The following is a 15,753-nucleotide window of genomic DNA, read 5'->3' on the forward strand; positions in this document are numbered from 1 at the left end:
CCTGCCTCATAACGACGGCGAAGCTTAGCGAGCTAAAAAATCTCGCTCGCGTGCCCGCTAAATTTAAAAATTTAGTGCGTCGTGCGAGGAAAACGACCTTTTTGTATCCGAACGCCAAAGCCGTACGCGTAGTCAAAGGGTGCGCCCACGAGGAATTTCTGCGCAAATTTGACTGGCTCTACTCCAGTAGCGCAAATTTAAACGGGCAAAACTTCGACGAAGCCTGGGCGAAAGCGGCGGCAGACGAGGTCGTGGATCAAAATTTTAGCCAAAACGCAAGCTCGAAAATATATAAAATTTCAAAAACTAAAATTTTGCGGATTAGATAGAGCTGCCGATTAAAATTTACGCGTGCTAAGAGCGCTCAAAAAAGAGGCGCAGTAGCTTATAAATTTAAGCGACTTTGTAAATTTAAATGGCTCTATAAATTTCACGAACCGTAAAATTTCGTCATATACAGACCGCTCAAATACCGTCTGGAATTTTAAAAAATCGCGAAAATATCACGACAGACTCACAGAAAACTTATATAGAAAAACTGTGAATTCCTACTAGCCTTAAGCAGTAGAATTCCTGCCGTTTTCGAAGCCGTAAAATTTCGCTACTGCTAGCTTTGAATGAAATTCTATCGCCAGATACTCTCGATCAAAATTCCAACTCGGGCGAGCTAAGATTATCGCTATAAATTTTTGTATCCTGAGTATTCTTGATTAAAATTTTAGAGATCGGGCATTACCGCTGGTTTTTATCCGAGCCTCTATGCGCCGTTTTGATCGAAGCTCCACCGACGCCGCTTCTGCCTTTGATTAAAATTCTATCTTTAAGAAAAGCTTCTCTGGCGCCGCTAAAATCAAAATTTCGCCGCTGCCTCATAGCCGCCGCTGCCAATACTATCGCCTTCCATCGCCGCTATCGCCACCGCGGCTATTGCGCTCTATCTTCACTGCTTCCGCCGCAGCAAGCGCGCAAAGCCGTCCGCATCGCTCACGCCGCCTAGCCGCCAAAGCTGCGTATAAAGCGCAAGCGCGATGCCGCCATTGCTGCGCCACACAGCCGATCCTCGATAAAATTTCCGTCGCCCGCCGCGCAACGCATTAAAACAAACAGCATATCAAAGTAAACATCGCAAATTTTAAAATTTAAACCACCTCTCGCCGTGCGGCACCGATAAATTCCAACCGATAAACTCCGCTAGCTAGTCCATCATTTCCGCATAAATCATAAATTTCCATAAATTTAACGCCGCCTTTCTTGCTTTATATTAAAATTTCGCTAAAATTACCGCATTAAATTTGAGGCGCAAACGGAGCTTAAGTTTAAACCGCTTGCGGGCAAATTAAATCCATTCAAGGAGCTTTTATGAGCGGTGTTGCGTTAATCATCTGCTTCGCCATAGCGGTCGTCGTGATGATTTTTTTGATCTCCAAAGCAGGCGTTCACCCATTTTTGGCGCTAATGCTTATCTCCCTGGCGCTCGCGATTGTCGCGGGCATACCGCTAGCCAAGATCCCTGCGATTATCGGCGACGGATTCAGCGGCACGTTTAAGAGTATCGGTATCGTCATAATCTTCGGCGCGCTCATCGGCACCGTGCTCGAAAAGACCGGCGCGGCGCTCAAACTCGCCGATATGGTCGTAAACGTAGTCGGGCAGAAGCGCCCCGAGCTTGCGATGCTCATAATGGGCTGGATCGTAGGTATCCCCGTATTTTGCGACAGCGGCTTCGTCGTTTTAAACCCAATTCGAGAAGCGATCAGCAAAAAAATCGGCGAAAATCCGGTCGCTCTTGCAGTAGCGCTCTCCGGCGGACTTTACGCCTCGCATGTATTCATCCCGCCGACTCCTGGACCGATCGCCGCAGCAGGCGCCGTGGGTCTAGGCGGTAATCTGCTGCTCGTAATCGCAATGGGCGCGGTAGTATCATTGCCGGTGCTGATCGCTACATACTTTTTTTCCAAAAAAGTCGCCAAGAGTGTGCATATAAGCGAAGCTGAAGCCAATGAAGTCATCGCCAAAAGCTACGACGATCTGCTTAAGCAATACGGCAAATTGCCGGGCGGATTTTTAAGCTTAGCCCCTATTTTGGTGCCGATCCTATTTATGGCGCTGGGTTCCGTCGCCAAGATCCTAAAAGTAGGCGGGTTTGCGGGTGAAATTTCGCAATTTTTAGGAAATCCTATCATCGCGCTAGCCTTGGGCGTAGTTTTTGCGGTATTTTTACTCATGCAAACCGGCAAATTAGGTGAATTTAGCGAGATCACCAACGAATCCTTAAAGATAGTAGGCCCGATCCTCTTCATCACCGCAGCGGGCGGAGTGCTAGGCAAGGTAATCACCGACGCCGGCTTCGTAACCTACATCAAGGACAATGCGACCGCCATTAAAGCCGCGGGGATTTTCTTTCCGTTTTTAATCTCGGCTATCCTAAAAAGCGCGCAAGGAAGCTCCACCGTGGCGATCATCACCACCGCTTCGATTATGGGCGCATTTAACGCGGATGGCTCGCTGATGCAGGTACTGGGCTTCACCTCTGAAATGTCCGGCGCGCTTGTGGTAATGGCGATCGCAGCGGGCGCGATGACAGTTTCGCACGCTAATGACAGCTACTTTTGGGTCGTTACAAATTTCAGCAAGATGAATCCGCAGCAAGGCTACCGCACTCAAACAATGCTTACGCTAATTATGGGCATTACGGGCATGATCAGCGTGTGGGTTTTGTCGCTGTTTTTGATCTAGGCTAGCTTATTTAGCCGCTACAGCGCTAAATCAGTGCGGAGCGCTACGGGCATCTACCAGCGGCTAGCTACATAAAATTCTTTAAATTTACGTAGCTAGCCCGCGTCGCGCAAATGCCTTAGTATTAAAATTTCGCTTAACATAGTTTTAAATTTACACACAAAGCCTCAAGGAGCGAAATTTTAAAATTCTATCGCTACGGAATTTTAAAATTTAGCCTGAATTCTGTGGCTTACAGAATTCTAAAATTCCACGACATAAAATTTTAGAATTTGCCCCACAAATTTGGCGACGAGATTTTAAAATTATACTCTTGCTTCAGTCTTGTCATCGTAAATTTAGCCTATGCGCTGTAAAATTCCAAAATTTTAAAATACCAGCTAAAGGAAAAATATGAAAGTTTTAGTCGCGATCGACTCGTTTAAGGGCTCACTTAGTTCGCTTGAGGCGGGCAACGCCGTAAAATCAGGCATCGAAAAGCTAGGCTGCGAGGTGCTCGTCAAACCTATCGCAGATGGCGGCGAAGGAAGCGTTGAAGCCCTTGCCGACGCGCTAAAAGCTAAGTTCATGGACGTCATCGTAGCAAATCCGTTAGGCGAAAAAACGCCCGCGCGCTACGCCTTAAAAGGCGAGCTAGGCATCTTAGAAATGGCGTCCGCATCGGGTCTGCCGCTCATCGAAAAATCGCGCCGCAACCCACTAAAAACGAGCACTTATGGCTTTGGCGAGATGATAGCGCATGCGATTGCGCACGGCGCGCGAAAGTTTATCATCGGCATCGGCGGAAGTGCTACGAATGACGCGGGTATGGGTATGCTGCGCGCGCTCGGCTTTAAATTTAAAGATGCAAATGGCGCAGAGCTTGCAGGAGCGGGCGAGGATCTGATTAAACTCGCCACGATAGATTGCACTTCGGTGCTGCCGCATCTTAAAGAGTGCGAGTTTCTTATCGCCTGCGACGTGGATAATCCGCTCTTTGGCGAAAACGGCGCGGCATATATTTACGCTCCGCAAAAGGGCGCGGATGCGGCGATGGTAAAGCAGCTCGATGCGGGACTTATAAATTTTGCAAGCGTCGTAAGCAAACATCTTGGATGCGAGCTTTGGAATAGCCCCGGAGCAGGAGCTGCCGGCGGGCTAGGCTTTGGCTTCGTGAGCTTTCTAAACGCGACGCTTAAGCCAGGCATCGACATCATCACCGAAGAGATCGGACTAGAGCGCGATATGCAAGGCGCCGAGCTCGTCATCACCGGCGAAGGAAGGCTTGATTTTCAAAGCTCAATGGGCAAAACCCCTTGCGGTGTTGCGAAGATCGCCGCTTCCTACGGCGTGCCCGTAATCGCGCTAGCAGGCGGTATCTCGCCCTGTGCCGGAGGCTGTAATGAACGGGGTATAGGCGCATTTTTTTGCATCCTAAACGAACCGATGAGCCTTGAGCGCGCTATGGAGCCCACCGTCGCGACGCAAAATTTAGCCCGCGTCGCCGAACAAGCAGTGAGATTGTTTCTGCTAGGGCGCAGCGCCAAATAGGGATTTTGGACTGAAATTTCAAGACGCGGGCGCTAAAGCTTGCAGAGAGTGCAGTGTGTATGCGCGGCAGGTGCGGTCGCTAAATAAGGCGGCGACTGCTCGCAACAGACAAAGCACGACAAAGTGCGGCAGGAGGCGAGCATGGCGAAGAAGCGAAATTTTATACAGGATAGATTTGTGCGCTTTAAAGGCACGGCGTGATCTTGACGCAGATGGGGTGACGCGCAGCTTGCAAGGCGCAAAAATATACGCGAAGAAGCAGGCGAGAGCCTACAATGATGGACGTTATTCAAGTAGCAGTTGCGGCAAGAGGATATGGGCTATGACGTGCATGCGCGGCAAGCAGATACTGCACGCAGCTTACGACGGGCGGCAGAATTTCATCCGCCGCAGACCGCGGTAAGTGGATAAATTTTGCATTAAAACGTAGCTTTGCTGAAATTCTAGCGCGTTTGAAAATACGGAGCAATAGGACAGGAGGTAAGACGGCGAGCGGCTCAGCAGTAACGCAGCGGCGCGAAATTTTACGGCGCAAAATTTCACTTTACTGCGCGAGCATATACGCTAGGAATGATTTAAAACTCATTTTCTAATCAAGTGGCTCGCATACCCTCGCAATACATACCTCAAGGCGTGATTAAAACAGACAAAATTTTAAAATTTAACGCCATATTCGCAGCCTATGGAATTTGTAACGTAAATTTAAAAGCAGCGATCCGCTTTATAAAATTCCGTTTAAATTTTAGCCCGCGATATGTTCATTTTGAGGTAAGAAAGGCTGCTCAATCGCAAAATCGCGCTTCTTGCAAAGATGACGGCGGCGCATTACTTCGCTCGCTCGCAAAGCCCGCCGCCCTCCGATAACGCTTTGATGAGGAGCGGGCTGCGTCTGCGTAAATTTTGTATTATTAAGATCGCGGATTTGCTTATCACTAAATTTAGTGCGGATGCGGCCGCCGTATGCCGCTACGACAGGGGCGAGCTTTCGTTAAATTTGCTCCGATCGCGCTGTGTTTTGCGATAAAAATTTATGAAATTTCATTTGCGGTCGGCGCCAAAAAATTTTATAAAGCTCCATTTTAAAATTTGCGGCACGGGCGCATACCGATCAGGTCCAAGCTAAAATCAAATCTCAAAATTCTAAGCGACGAATGCAGAAAACCCTCGCGTCTAGCGTATCTGCGACGGCGGTGCGGGCGCGCTAAATTTATCGCTTTTAGGACGCAAAAGACGGGCAGGCGCGGGCAAAATTTATTGATTTTAGCGTTTAAAGCATCGAATTCGCACGCCTAGGCTAAATTTAAAGCGCGCAACGATTCGGACGCATCCGCGCGACTGCGAGCGCTCATAAAATTCGTCCGAAGCAAGGTTGTAAAACCGCGGGCGGGCGCAAAATTTATCGCCGCAAAAATCAAAGCCGCGAAAGCAAAAAGGCTCCACGAGCGCTCGCTGCCGCACCCGCCCGAGCAAATTAAAATCGCATGATCCGCCAGCGGCATACGTAGAGAGCGCCGCTGCGGGCATTTGCATTTAAATCCGGTGCGATCGCAATGCTATCTAAAACCGCGCCTGCTTAAATTCGCGCCGTTTCGGTTCGCTCGCAACCACATCTCGCCGCAGTAGCGTTTTAAATTTGCGCCGCCGCGATTTGTGCGTATTCAATCGCTACGGCAAGGGTAAAATTTCAAAATCTAGGTCCATACGCACCGATTTGCCCGCCAAAATCGCTCGGATCGAATTTATACTACCGCAATCTGCGCAGATTAAAGCGCCGCCGCTTAAAAGCGCAAAATTTACCTCTCAAACGGTGGCGCGAAATTTTATTAAAATTTCATCTCTTCATTCGGCGTGCAATTTATAAAATTTCGCCCTCGCCGCGCTCCGAAATCTGCGGCCTAGGCAGCGCCAGGCTCTTTGCGGTTTTGCTAAAAAGTATCAGATCCTCGGTGCTTTGCACGCTCCACGGCAGGCGCGAGAGCGCGAATTTGAAAATTTCAAAGCAGGAAACGGCGTCGCTAAATGCGCGGTGGTGGACGTTTTGTACGCCTAAAAGCTCTTTTAGCGAGCCGAGCCCGTATCTTTGCGCCTCGATCGTGCGGCGCGCGAGCTCGACGGTACAGAGCCTGCGATTTAAAAGCATTCCGAAGCCGCATTTTTGCAGGCTAGCGTCGATGAAGCCGTAGTCAAATTTGACGTTGTGCGCCACAAAAACGCTATCTCCTAAAAACAGTCTAAATCGCTCCAGCACGCTAGCTAGCGGCGGCGCACCCACCAGATCGTCCGCGCGGATACCGGTAAGCTCCGTGATATTTTCGGGCACGACGGGCGCATAAACGAAGCTCTCGAAGCGGTCCAGCTCCTGCGTGCCGCGCGTTTTTATCGCGCCGATTTCGATGATCTGGCCGTTTGAGAGCCCGCCGTTCGTCTCAATATCTACGAAGCAAAAAATTTCATCCGAAATGTCCGTCTCGCGGGTTTTGAGCGTGATTTTGCCGTTGTCGAGTTTTATTATCTCTATGCCCAGCGCTCGCCACATCGAAAGGTCTTTGGGCTCGAAAAGCTCGGTAATTTCGGCAATATCGCTTGCTTTTGAGATAAAATCGTAATAATTTATGCTCTTTTGAGCCAGTAAATTTATTAAATTTTCGATCTGGCGTGTCAAAATTTTACCCCTGTGCCGCGCCTAAATTTTAAGCGCACGGATCGCCTCCGCGTAGTCGTTTGAAGAAAATATGTAGTTGCCCGCTACTACGACGTCGGCGCCCGCTTCGTCGATATCTGCGATATTCAGCCCGTTTACGCCGCCGTCGACCTCTATGAGGCATTTTGCACCTTTGCGATCGATCAGCTCGCGCAGCTGCCTAATTTTCTCAAGCGCCGAGGGGATAAATTTCTGCCCTCCAAAGCCAGGATTGACGCTCATTAAAAGCACCATATCTACCTCGCCCAAGATAAACTCCAGCACGCTAAGCGGAGTGTGCGGATTTAGCACGACCGCGGGCGAGACGCCGCAGCGGCGTATATGATCTATGAGGCGCAGAGGGTGCTGCTCCTCCTCGATGTGGAAGCTAAGAAATTTCGGCTTTAGCGGCAAAAAAAGATCGACGAAAAACGGCACGTTTTTAACCATCAGATGGATGTCTAAAGGCTTGCTGCTCGCCTTTGCCGCGGCGCTTGCTACGAGCGGTCCGATCGTAAGATTAGGTACGAAATGCCCGTCCATCACATCCACGTGAATGAGATCGGCGCCCGCTTCGCAGACTGCGCGAATTTCCTCCGCAAGCCTTCCGAAATCCGCCGATAAAATGCTGGGTGCGACATACATTAAGATTCCTTTAAAATTTCAAGATGCGGAATTTTACTTAGTTTTGTCATAAATTTCGCTAAATTTAAACCGCGGCGGATTTTAAGCATAATTTGAAATTTTTTCGATATAATCGTCATTTATTTTAATCATCAAGGATTTATTATGGCAAGAAGATGCGCAATCACCAGCAAAGGTGCGATGGTAGGAAACAACGTCAGCCACGCAAATAACAGAACCAAAAAGAAATTCCAGGTCAATCTACGCACCATCCGCGTTCAGCTAGAAGACGGCTCAACCAGACGAATCAAAGTCGCCGCCTCAACTCTACGAACTATGAAAAAACAATCAAAATAACCCCTCAAAGAGGAATTTATGTCTGTTTTGGACAAGATCAAGCGATTCCTCGACTGGTCCGGCTCGACTAAGCCGGACATCAACCTCTACACAGAAATTTACGACCAGCTACGCCCTTTTCGCTTACCGCTGATAACCATCGTGCTAATGATGCTAATCGGCACGCTAGGCTATGTTTTTATAGCGGGCTTTTCGCTCGTAGACGCCTTTTATCAAGCAGGCATGACCTTTACGACGGTAGGCTTTACCGAAGTAGCGCCGATATCGCCTGCGGGTAGAATTTTTACCGTCTTATTCATCCTCATGGGCTTTGGAACCTTTTCGTTTTGCCTAGGCGTCGTCGTCGAGGTCATAAAAAACGGCAAACTTCAAAATTTACTTAGGGAGCAACGAATGATCAATAACATCGCAAGGCTCAAAAACCACTACATTATCTGTTACAACAACATCTACTGCGCCGAGCTTGCCAAGCAGTTTCGCGAAAATCATCTACCTTTTGTCGTGATCGACCCCGATCCCGCTCTAGCCAAAATCGCCGAAGAAAACCGCTATCCATATTTCATCGTAGGCGAACCGCATGTAGAAACCACGATGCTAAAAGCGCATCTGTCATCTGCAAAATCCGTCATCACCTTGGCTCCAAATTTAGCCGATAATATCGCGATAATCTCGCTGGTGCGCCTATACGAAAAGGAGCTTGGTCGCATCACTCCCTACTTCATCATGGCAAATAGCGATGATGACAGCGACACCGAGAGGCTAAAAAAACTCGGCGCAAATTCTATCGTCTCGCCGTCCAAACTCGCCGCACAAAGGCTCTCTGCGATCAGCGTGCGCCCCGATATGGAAAACATTTTGGAGCGATTTTTGTATAAAAAGGACTCTCTCATTGATATCGAAGAGATCACGGTGCCCGATTTTTCGTGGATCCGCTTCAAGCGCCTAAAAGAAACTCGCTTGCGCGATTTTACAAACGCCGACGTCGTGGGAATCAAAGAGCCCAACAGCCGCTTTATCCCGATGCCAGATGGCGACTACCTCATCGGTACTGGGGTGAAATTTTTAGTCATCGGCACGGCAGAGGGCATCCGCAACACTAAAAAACTCATCCGCAGCAAATACAAGCCGCAGGAGATGAGATATGTTTAAAATAACTAAGCTCGAGGGCGGCTTACAAAATGTCGAGGGTTTTTATTTTGACGGCGTAAATTCGGGCTTTAAAAAAGAGGGAAACGATCTGGGATTTATCCGCGCGGACGAACCCTTTACCGTAAGCGCGATCTTTACGAGCAATAAATTTCAAGCCGCGCCGATTAGGCATTTCAAAAGGGCGCAAGAGCGCGCGGGCGGGGAGCTTAAAACAAATTTTATCCTCGTAAATTCTAAAAACGCAAACTCGATGACCGGGAAGCAAGGCATCGCAGACATCGATGAAATTTTTAGCGAGCTTGGTAAAAAGACCGCTCTGATAAACCCCGTTATGAGCTCCACCGGCGTCATCGGATACCGTCTCAAAAAGGAAAAAATTATCGCCGCCGCGCAAAATTTTAACCTCTCGGCGCGAAACTCGAACGCCCTAGCCACCGCCATTATGACGACAGATACGATAAAAAAGGAGCTTGCATATGAAATTTCTTTAGAAAACGGCGAGAAATTTCACATCGCAGCCGTTTGCAAGGGTGCGGGTATGATCAATCCTGCGCTTGCGACCATGCTCTGTTTCGTCCTGACCGACGCAAAAATACCGCGCGCGGATATGGACGAACTACTAAAAAAAGCAGCGGAGCAGAGCTTTAACACCGTAAGCGTTGACGGCGATACCTCCACCAACGATACGATTATGCTCTGCAGCAGCGCCAAATGCGCCTACGACAAAAATGCTTTCGCCTCCGCGCTAAATGCCCTGACGCGCGAGCTTGCGCTAATGCTGGTAAAAGATGGCGAAGGCGCAAACAAGCTGGTGCGATTTAAAGTAAGCGGTGCCGCAAATGCCGATGATGCCCGCAGGGCGGCGAAGGCGCTAAGCAATTCGCCGCTTGTTAAAACGGCGATCTTCGGCGAAGACCCGAATTGGGGTCGCATAGCCTCCACCATAGGCGCCTGCGGTATAGAATGCGATGAAGAAAAGCTGCGTATCAAATACGACGACGTGCTGCTTTATGATGCGCAAAATCGCGAGCTGGACGCCGCGCGCGAGGCTGCGGCTCACGCCGTGATGCAGCAAAAAAGCTTTACGATCTGGTGCGATTTGGGGCTCGGAGAGGGCGAGTTTAGCGCGTACGGCTGCGATCTTAGCTACGACTACGTAAAAATCAACGCCGATTATAGATCATAAAGATTCACAGCTCGCTTCATAACCTAAAAATCTCGTCTCGAAAATAGCGAATAGCGGCAGGGTTTTAGAGCTCTGCTCTTAAAATTTTATCATTTAAATTTGCCTGTTTTAAATTTTTAAATACTAAAATTTTACCTCTTAAAATTTGGAATCTCATGCGTGAAATTCAGTCTAAATTTGATAGCTAAAATTAGGTTTTAAGCGCTTTATTGATATACTTGAATAAATTTTTTAAAGGAGTAAAGCATGTTTCATGAATACAGAGATTTAATCACTGAGTTAAAAGGCAAAAACGCGCGATTTGATTCGCTTTTTGAGAAGCACGACGAGCTGGATCACAAGATCGCCGACGCACAAGCCGGCAGAGTGCATATGAGCGATCTGGAGATCGATGCAATGAAGAAAGAAAAGCTTCGCATAAAAGATGAGCTAGGCACCCTGCTAGCGCAATATAAAGCCGAAAAGGCAGATAAATAAAGTTGCTTGCGGCGAAATTAAGATGCAGCAGAGTGCTAGCAAGTCTAATTTCGCCGCTAAGCTTTAATCCGTGTTTAGAATTTTCTAATCTCAATAAGTTTAACCGCTTAAATTTGCCGCGCATGATAGAGATATTAAAACAGCATGCCAAAACGAGTTAAAAATTTATACCGCACGCTTCACCATATTGACACCACTAAATAATTTTTACGTATCGCTACATCACTGCATATACCAACAATGCGGTATTAGCGCAATCAAATATAATTCGTTACGGCTCTCTATCGCGCCCTTTCCGCTTCCAAAAATATCTCTTGCTGAATGCGTTTTGCGCTGCAGAGTAAATTAAAATTTACGCTGCGTCGCCCTGCAGCCTGGCTTTTAAATTTTTACTTTGCAGCGAGCATTTTTAGAAAATTTCAAATCTTGCGTTTTGCTTATTGCGGGCGCAATACCTACTTTAAAATTCTGCATTTCGCAGAAATCTAAAGTAGCGCTAGAATTTTAAATTCCCGTTCGCGCTAGCCGCAAAATTTCAAATTCGCAGACTCCAACCAAGCGCTAGTTTATGTTAGAGCTTGCTTTAGTCGCTCCACGGAATTTAGCCAAGCTTGCTTATTTTAACCCGCTTCGTCGAGCTTTAAAAATTTAGATTATTTCTTTGATCGTATCGGATAATGCCTGCCGGCACGGAATTGCTCAAGCCACCCTATTTGCTATATACACAATTAAAAGCGGCGCTAACGCGGAATTAAATAGTATAAGTAGATCTTGTAAAAGGTATGAAATTTAATCATAGAATTTTAAGCGCCAAGAATTTGCGATAGAATTTCGCCGCGCAAATCAAATCCCAAAGCTAGCCTAGCCTACTCGAAAACCTTTGCTTCTAAGCCATGTAGCCTTTGCAAGCCGATATCGATATATTCGTTAAGCTTCTCATTATTTTCCAGCAATTTGTCGTAATAGCTCTTGGCTCTTTCTCTCGCGGTCGCATCAGGCTCGATATACTTTAGACCACTTTTGAAAAGTCCTTTGGATTCCACAAAATAGATCGAGTGGATCTTCTCGCAGTGCGATAGCCCTGCTTCAGTGTAGTTTAAAATCGATTCGTACGCGATGTTGCCTAACAGCTCCTGCAGTCTATTTGCGGGATTTTTGAAAAACTCGGCAAACTCCTTATACGGCGTAAAAACCTGATCCAGGTTTTTCATCGCATCGCCGTAGATACCCTTTTTTAGGCGAAACATCGTCATTTCTTGAGAACTTACAAACTTCTCTATTGCTTTTATCGTATCGTTTTTATTCACTGAATTTTTCCCTTTTAAAATATGAAACGCTCGGATTATATCGTTTGTTTTATAAAAATCCGTTAAAAATCGGTTAAATTTTGCCCTAGCGTTTTAGCCAAATTTCTTTGAGCGCTTTTGATTAAATTTCCTGCCTCAGCCGCCGCACTTCTCGCACAATCCTCGCACGAGCACACTTTTGACATTTTTTTGTGACAAAGCTGGCATCGAAATCTCCTCCATTTTATGGCAGCTTTCGCAGACAAAATACGCTTTTGCGCCGTCGGTAAGCTCATAAAAGCTTTTATGATTATTTTCGCTGGTAATTATCAAATTTTTCTCTTCCAAAAGCGCTATATTACGATATATCGTGGTTTTATTAGCACCCGTTTGTTCTACTAGTTCATCGTAGCTTACCGGGCATTTTTTCTCGCTTAGGATCTGCACGATCTGCACTCTAAGTGCCGTAGGAGCGATATCGTGACTCGCTAAAAAATCTTTGGGATCCATTTTACGCCTTTTTTAAAATTTAAGCGATGATAGCGAAATTTAGATAAATTTATATTAAGTTGCAACTAAGTTGCTTTTGATATACTTCCGCAATTTTTTTTGGAAAGGAATTTTATGAAAAAGCTTGTTTTCACGCTTTTAGCAGCTAGTTGCGTAGCATTCGCCAAACCTACGGTCACTACGACCATACTTCCTACGAAGTATTTTGTTGAACAGATCGCAGGTGATACCCTGCAGGTAAATACGATGGTTGGTAAAGGCGCTGATCCGCACACATACGAGCCTAAGCCTTCGGAGATGAAAATGCTAGAAAATAGCGATCTGTATTTTGCAGTCGGTATAGAATTCGATGAAGTCTGGCTACCAAAGCTTGCCGCATCGTATCCAAAGATGAAGATAATCCGCACCGAAGATGGCATCACCAAAATGGCTATGGCAGAGCATCACCATCACGACGAACATGATCATAGCGCGCATCACGATGATCACGATCATGACGCGCATCATGAGCATGGTGACAAAGACCACGAGGCGCACGAGCACCATCACCATCACGGCGGTTTAGACCCACATATCTGGCTCGATCCGCAGCTTGTAAAAATTCAAGCTAAAAATATTAAAGACGCGTTAACCAAACAGTATCCTAAGGATGCTAAAATTTACGAAGCAAATTTCGATAAATTTGCTAAAAAGCTTGACGAGCTAGACGCTTACGCAAAGCAGAAATTAGCGGGCGTCAAGGGAAAGAAATTTATGGTTTATCATCCGTCTTGGGGCTATTTCGCGCACCGATACGATTTAGAGCAGATCGCAGTCGAAGTGGAGGGCAAAGAGCCTAAGCCTGCGGATTTAGCCGAGCTAATCGAGGAAGCCAAAGAGGAAAAGATCAAGGTGATTTTCGTCGCACCGCAGTTTTCCAAAAAGGCAGCGCAAACCATCGCCGCGCAAACGGGCGCAAAGGTGATGGAGATCGATCAGCTGCCGCTAGATTGGTATGAGACGATGAAAAAGACGATCAACGTTTTCGGAGAAAATTTGTAGTTGATGAAATTTATTAAAATTTTAATTTTATCCGCGATCTTTAGCTCGCGGATATTTGCGTGCGCTCTGTGCGCCCTATACACGCCCACTGCGCACGTTAGCATTACTCCCGTCGCACAAGATGGCAAGATCGTGAGTCTGCATTTTTCGTGGCTTTTCTCTCAAAATTTTACCGACGTCATAATGCAGACCTACGATATAAATTCCAACGGCAAGCTTGAAAATAGCGAGCTTGCCGAGATAACTAAGGCGATGACCGATTATCTAACCCCCAAAAACTACCTTTGCGAGGCGGAATTTTACGATCAAGCGCCAAAAAACGCAAAGCCCGCGCTTAGTAACCTAGTAGGCACGCAAATCAAGGGAAATTTTAAAAACGCAATAAGCCTCGTCAAAAAGGGCAGACTCGTGTTTGAGTTCGATCAAAAGGTCGGCTTCGAGCTGCGAAACGGCCGCGTTCTTAAAATTTCCATTAACGACGATCAGGGATTTTTCAATTTCAAAATGCTTGACGACAAGCCCATTAATCTGGGCGAGGGCTTTGTAGCAAAGCCTAATTCAAATTTAGCCACCACTTTTATAGAATTTAGCGGCGAAAAACCAAAGATCGCAGATAAAAAACCGCTGATTTCAAGCGCGCCGAGCTCCGATTTAGCGCAGGATGATCTTGCATCTAGCCAGCAGAGCCTTGCGGGCTCAGAGGATAAACTTGCGCAAGGCGGGCAAGGAAAACCTAATGCCAGCTCGGCGCGCAGATCAAACCAAAGATCGGTTGGTGATATCGTTTCGGAGGCTGCAGTAGAGGCGCAAAAAAATATCGCCGCTTCGGATGCTCTCGCGCAGATTAATAAAGCCGCTAAAAAGGATGCGCAGGAAAAAGGTGGTTCCGCAAATTCTGCGGCGCCTGCAGATAAAGGCGCGGGCGAAAATTTTGCTGCGATCCGAGATAACTCTTTAAATTCCGCGCATTCTACGCAAGATCTCGCGACGCCGCCCGAGGAGAGTTCTTTAAATTTAGCGCAAAATGGAGCGGAGAAAAACGGAGCCGCATCCGGTAGCGACGATATTTCAAACGAGCAGCACAAAGAGGTCTCGCTGGGATTTGTCGCGCAAAAGACGATGGATTTTATGAAAAGTCTCAAAACGGCGTTTCGCGCAAGCAGCGAGCATGCAAGCGCAAGCACGATCCTATGGGTCTTGGCGCTTTCTTTCATATACGGCTTTTTCCACGCGGCAGGCCCTGGACACGCAAAGCTGCTAACGGCGAGCTATTTCTTAGCCCATGGCGGCAGCTACGTCAAAGCCTTCGGATTTGCCCTTAAAATCGGGCTTCTGCACGTACTAGGAGCGCTCGTTTTAGTAAGCGCGAGCATGTTTGTGTTGCAAAACGTCGCAGGGCTCGTCTCTGCAAACTCCGCCTCGATCACCACGAAAATTTCGGCGCTTCTGATCATCGTCATAACGGCGCTCATCATCTACGACAAAGCTCGCCGCGTAAGATCGTCGGGCGCCCACCACGATGCGAGCTGCTCCTGCGCCGCTTGTGCTTCTGTCGCAAAGACCGCAGAGACGGACGCCCGCTTAAAAAATACGGCATTTGCAAACGCCGGAAATTCCGCTCACGCAGCGTCAAAGAGCTATAAATTTTCTAAATTTAAAACCCCTAGCGGCGAATCCGCGCGGTATTTAGATACTCAAAATTTAGGCGCCGCAACGGCAGAGCTAAATTCGGATTCAAATTTAACCGCAAGCCTAGAAGAAAACTCGCCTAGCCAAAACGAGCAAAAAAAGGTCTTAAATTCTATAAATTTCAAAAACCAAACCTCATCTCACTCGCTGCAAAATGGCGCGACTGGCGGCGGCGAGAAAGGGCGCGAGTGGCTTATCGCGCTTGCAGCGGCGCTCGTGCCTTGCCCCGGCACGATTCTTATTTTCGTGCTTGCCTTCAGCCTCGGCAGCTTCGCGCTTAGCGTCGCAAGTGCGCTTTTCATCGGTTTTGGAATGAGCGTCGTGATATTTTTAGCCGCGCTTTTCGGTGCGAAAGCAAACGAGCTAAGCTCAAAACGGCTCGTAAGCCTGAAGCTATACGTCGAATTTTTGGGGCTTTTCGTGATGTTCGGGCTCGGGATTTTTATGTATTTCATCTCAGACAGCCTCAGGATACTGTGATCGCAAAA

General features: G+C 47.4%; 16 protein-coding genes. 11 read left to right on the forward strand and 5 right to left on the reverse strand.

From position 1 onward, the window contains the following. On the forward strand, nucleotides 1-329 hold a 329-nt coding region (locus Q0224_RS02790; protein ID WP_297948942.1), incomplete at its 5' end, for a Sua5 YciO YrdC YwlC family protein. Nucleotides 330-732: 403 nt separating this feature from the next. Here Q0224_RS02790 and Q0224_RS02795 read toward each other — a convergent pair. Further along, nucleotides 733-888: a hypothetical protein gene (locus Q0224_RS02795; RefSeq protein WP_297948944.1), complete on the reverse strand. Its 156-nt coding sequence runs from the start codon at nucleotides 886-888 to the stop codon at nucleotides 733-735. Nucleotides 889-1,359: 471 nt separating this feature from the next. Between Q0224_RS02795 and Q0224_RS02800 the strand changes: the two genes are divergently transcribed. From Q0224_RS02800 to Q0224_RS02815, 4 genes are all read left to right on the forward strand, one after another. Further along, on the forward strand, nucleotides 1,360-2,736 hold the full coding sequence (locus Q0224_RS02800; protein ID WP_297948945.1) for a GntP family permease: 1,377 nt from the start codon (nucleotides 1,360-1,362) through the stop codon (nucleotides 2,734-2,736). Between the two features lie 393 nt (nucleotides 2,737-3,129). Beyond that, a complete protein-coding gene (locus Q0224_RS02805; RefSeq protein ID WP_297948947.1) occupies nucleotides 3,130-4,266 on the forward strand; it encodes a glycerate kinase in 1,137 nt (378 codons plus the stop codon). A 70-nt stretch (nucleotides 4,267-4,336) separates the two neighbouring features. Further along, nucleotides 4,337-4,669, forward strand: a complete 333-nt coding sequence (locus tag Q0224_RS02810) for a hypothetical protein (protein ID WP_297948949.1) — start codon at nucleotides 4,337-4,339, stop codon at nucleotides 4,667-4,669. Nucleotides 4,670-5,226: 557 nt separating this feature from the next. Further along, nucleotides 5,227-5,349, forward strand: coding sequence for a hypothetical protein (locus Q0224_RS02815; RefSeq protein ID WP_297948951.1), 123 nt, complete (start codon nucleotides 5,227-5,229; stop codon nucleotides 5,347-5,349). Nucleotides 5,350-6,121: 772 nt separating this feature from the next. Here Q0224_RS02815 and Q0224_RS02820 read toward each other — a convergent pair. Further along, the gene (locus Q0224_RS02820) at nucleotides 6,122-6,928 is read right to left on the reverse strand and encodes a 3'-5' exonuclease (protein WP_297948953.1); all 807 of its coding nucleotides are present in this window, start codon (nucleotides 6,926-6,928) and stop codon (nucleotides 6,122-6,124) included. 21 nt (nucleotides 6,929-6,949) lie between these two features. Further along, nucleotides 6,950-7,591, reverse strand: a complete 642-nt coding sequence (gene rpe, locus Q0224_RS02825; RefSeq protein ID WP_297948955.1) for a ribulose-phosphate 3-epimerase — start codon at nucleotides 7,589-7,591, stop codon at nucleotides 6,950-6,952. A 144-nt stretch (nucleotides 7,592-7,735) separates the two neighbouring features. Here rpe and rpmB point away from each other — a divergent pair, with 144 nt between their 5' ends. The 4 genes from rpmB to Q0224_RS02845 all read left to right on the forward strand — a co-directional run bounded on the left by rpmB (nucleotide 7,736) and on the right by Q0224_RS02845 (nucleotide 10,739). Next, nucleotides 7,736-7,927, forward strand: coding sequence for a 50S ribosomal protein L28 (gene rpmB, locus Q0224_RS02830; RefSeq protein WP_297948957.1), 192 nt, complete (start codon nucleotides 7,736-7,738; stop codon nucleotides 7,925-7,927). An 18-nt stretch (nucleotides 7,928-7,945) separates the two neighbouring features. Then, nucleotides 7,946-9,076 (forward strand): potassium channel protein, encoded by a 1,131-nt coding sequence (locus tag Q0224_RS02835; protein ID WP_297948959.1) that lies wholly within the window; start codon nucleotides 7,946-7,948, stop codon nucleotides 9,074-9,076. Continuing rightward, nucleotides 9,069-10,262, forward strand: a complete 1,194-nt coding sequence (argJ, locus tag Q0224_RS02840; protein WP_297948961.1) for a bifunctional glutamate N-acetyltransferase/amino-acid acetyltransferase ArgJ — start codon at nucleotides 9,069-9,071, stop codon at nucleotides 10,260-10,262. The genes Q0224_RS02835 and argJ overlap by 8 nt, the downstream gene beginning before the upstream one ends. A gap of 246 nt (nucleotides 10,263-10,508) precedes the next feature. Next, on the forward strand, nucleotides 10,509-10,739 hold the full coding sequence (locus tag Q0224_RS02845) for a YdcH family protein (protein WP_177387402.1): 231 nt from the start codon (nucleotides 10,509-10,511) through the stop codon (nucleotides 10,737-10,739). 866 nt (nucleotides 10,740-11,605) lie between these two features. On the opposite strand, the gene Q0224_RS02850 is transcribed toward Q0224_RS02845, so the two are convergent. After that, nucleotides 11,606-12,046 (reverse strand): hypothetical protein, encoded by a 441-nt coding sequence (locus Q0224_RS02850; protein WP_291939615.1) that lies wholly within the window; start codon nucleotides 12,044-12,046, stop codon nucleotides 11,606-11,608. Nucleotides 12,047-12,181: 135 nt separating this feature from the next. Further along, on the reverse strand, nucleotides 12,182-12,535 hold the full coding sequence (locus tag Q0224_RS02855) for an HTH domain-containing protein (protein WP_005873133.1): 354 nt from the start codon (nucleotides 12,533-12,535) through the stop codon (nucleotides 12,182-12,184). A gap of 114 nt (nucleotides 12,536-12,649) precedes the next feature. Between Q0224_RS02855 and Q0224_RS02860 the strand changes: the two genes are divergently transcribed. After that, nucleotides 12,650-13,576 (forward strand): zinc ABC transporter substrate-binding protein, encoded by a 927-nt coding sequence (locus Q0224_RS02860; RefSeq protein ID WP_297948965.1) that lies wholly within the window; start codon nucleotides 12,650-12,652, stop codon nucleotides 13,574-13,576. 3 nt (nucleotides 13,577-13,579) lie between these two features. Then, on the forward strand, nucleotides 13,580-15,745 hold the full coding sequence (locus tag Q0224_RS02865) for a DUF1007 family protein (protein WP_297948966.1): 2,166 nt from the start codon (nucleotides 13,580-13,582) through the stop codon (nucleotides 15,743-15,745). Nucleotides 15,746-15,753: the final 8 nt, after the last annotated feature.

The sequence above is a fragment of the uncultured Campylobacter sp. genome, from assembly GCF_938002845.1.
GTDB lineage: Bacteria > Campylobacterota > Campylobacteria > Campylobacterales > Campylobacteraceae > Campylobacter_B.